Genomic DNA, 2,829 nt, shown 5'->3' on the forward strand with positions numbered 1-2,829 from the left:
TAAGAAGGGTTGAACCGGCTAAAAGTGTAATCGCTACTGTAGCATAAAAGGTGCGCATCAGAATTAGTCTTCCCTCTCTATAGTATATCTATTACATTAATATTACATTAGTAATTCTAATAAATTGCTTAAGTTTATTTCCCTAAAAAAGGGGAAATAAAGCGTCAAAGTTGATATTTTTTCTCTAATTTTGGATCTAAATCCCAAAGGTTGAGAACTTTGAGACGTTCCACAACAGAGGGGGTACATTCAACATCACCCGGCCATTCACGATCAAATCCATCATCTGCCGTTTTCATCGTACCATCAAGAGCAACAATAGATTCTGATAGATACAAATCTCGTGAAGCATCAATATTATTGCTGACACGCCAAAGGAGCATATACGGATTATGGATATCGTTTTTAGATTCATCCACAAAAATCACAATCCGTAAATACGTTTTTAACGCATCCAACGCACTGAAAGAGGTTTTAACCGAACGTTTTTTATCAACACTTATCACGGTAATCGGGTTGGCGGTATGCCGCATATACTGAGTCAATCCGGTGACTTCAGGGATAAGATGACGTACTTTTTCTAACAGTACAGAGCTATCGATAGACTCAGGTGCACTCGGAGAATACGATGCGGTAAAATCGATACCGAGTTTTCCGCCGACGAGCGATTCAGGACTCGAATGATCGAGTGCATCGGTAATCCCCTCAGAGATAAAGAGGCATTTAGGGATAAATCGGTTCAGAGCATAGGTCACGAGCGCTTCATAATTGGTAAGTTTTGGTGCATCTTCTCCGAAGAAAAGGGCATGTTTGACAAAGCTCATTTGACCTGAACCCCAAAAGATATGCATAAACTGCTTTGCATGCCCTTTGTAAAGCGGTTTCATTTTTGCCAGAATGAGGTTGTGAAATACCCCGTTTTCCGGCATATGATAATCGATCAAATCGGCCGCATTGGTTTTCAGCAGCGGCAAGAAGACCCGCTCTGTCGCCCATCCCATATATTTGTCTTCCAACGGCGGTTTACCCACAACCGTTGCCAAATAATACGGATTTTTACGGTGGGTAATCGCACTCACTTCCAACTCAGGATAATGTTCTTCCAAGGTATAGTAACCGGTATGATCCCCGAAAGGGCCCTCTATCCGAAGCTTTTCGGTATCGACCCATCCCTCGATGACAAAGTCAACATCTTCGGGGATAAATAGCGGTGTCGTGAGCGATTCAACCAATTTCGGAGACTCTTTTTTAATAAGGCCATAAAGGAGTAACTCATTAACACCGTACGGCAACGGAGCCGTTGCACACCATGTATAAAGAGGATCGCCTCCGATCGCAATCGATACCGGCATTTTTTTACCGGCACGTTGATACTGATCGAAAAAGTGAGACGAGTCTTTATGAATCTGCCAATGCATACCGAGATGGTTTTTATCATATACCTGCAGTCGGTACATCCCGAGATTGACCAAAGCGCCGTCGAGACTTTGGGTATAAACCTGCCCCATTGTAATAAACGGACCGCCGTCTTCTTCCCACGTTGTGAGGATCGGAAGATCATACAGGTTAACATCATCACCTTGTTGGACGACCTCTTGGCAGCTTCCGCGCGTTTTGAGTTTTTTAGGGAAAATATCTTTCATCGAAAAAAGATCCCCGAGCATCCCTATTTTCTCTTTGAGTCCTTGAGGGGGCTTCATATGGAGAAGTTTTTCGATCTCACTTGCCACCCCTTCCACTTCGCGCCCGAATAGAAGCTCAGTACGGCGGTATGAGCCGAACAGATTCATTACGACAGGGGTATCAAATTTTTTGCCGGTACTTCTATCTATCGGATGGGTAAAAAGGAGTGCTTTTCCCCCGTCTGGTTTTTTCACTTCAGCATACGCTAAATGGGGAATTTCGAGTTTAATATCCAAAGGGGTCTCAATAAGACGCAATTCCCCTTTACTTCGGAGCAAATCAATCGTTTTTTCTAATGTCACAGATTAACCTTTATTTGCCATAATTTCGGCACGCTGTAATAATTCCATCGCACCTTGTCCAATCAAACGCTCCGCCATTGCTTCACCGACACGCTGAGTTTGATTTTTAGAGACAGTAATCTCATCTCCCATTACTTCAGAGCCATCGGGCATACCAAGCGTTGAGCGGACAATGACATCTCCGTTTTCTTGAACCCGTGCACTGACACCGATAGGAACCTGACACCCCCCCTGCAACGTATCGACAAAACCGCGTTCAATCGTGGTCTCGATACGGCTGTTCTCATCTTCAAGGAAGGATGCGATCTCTAAAACCCATGGCTCATTGACCGTTTCGATACCAAGTGCCCCCTGCCCCATAGCCGGAAGCATCTCATCGAGGGAAATCGGATAAAAATACTCTACCAAATCCGAAAACCCTAAACGGTTAATCCCTGCAGCCGCAAGGATAATCGCATCAAATTCCCCCTCTTTAAGTTTACGGATACGGGTATCAACATTCCCCCGTAAATCTTTAATCACCAAGTCGGGGCGCTGTTTTACAAGCTGCATACGACGGCGGAGCGAAGAGGTACCCACTACCGCCCCTTGCGGAAGGGAATTGATATCGGGATATTTCTCACTTAGCATCGCATCACGGACGTCTTCTCGTAGAGTAATGGCCGAAAGTAACAACCCCTCCGGCATTACGGTAGGAACATCTTTAAGTGAATGTACCGCCATCTGTGCCTCACCGCGAAGCATAGACTCTTCGATCTCTTTAAGAAACAGCCCTTTCCCCCCGATTTTTGCCAAAGGGACATCCAAAATTTTATCTCCGGAGGTGATAATAATTTTAAGTTCC

At 44.7% G+C, this 2,829-nt stretch carries 2 protein-coding genes; both read right to left on the bottom strand.

Features of this window, described 5'->3' with window-relative positions:
• Positions 1-164: 164 nt before the first annotated feature.
• Positions 165-1,985, bottom strand: a complete 1,821-nt coding sequence (locus A2517_RS05910; RefSeq protein WP_294895087.1) for a menaquinone biosynthesis decarboxylase — start codon at positions 1,983-1,985, stop codon at positions 165-167.
• 3 nt (positions 1,986-1,988) lie between these two features.
• A partial coding sequence (gene hemC / locus A2517_RS05915) for a hydroxymethylbilane synthase (protein ID WP_294895088.1) occupies positions 1,989-2,829 on the bottom strand: 841 nt, incomplete at its 5' end.

This window comes from Sulfuricurvum sp. RIFOXYD12_FULL_44_77, assembly GCF_001830725.1.
GTDB lineage: Bacteria > Campylobacterota > Campylobacteria > Campylobacterales > Sulfurimonadaceae > Sulfuricurvum > Sulfuricurvum kujiense_A.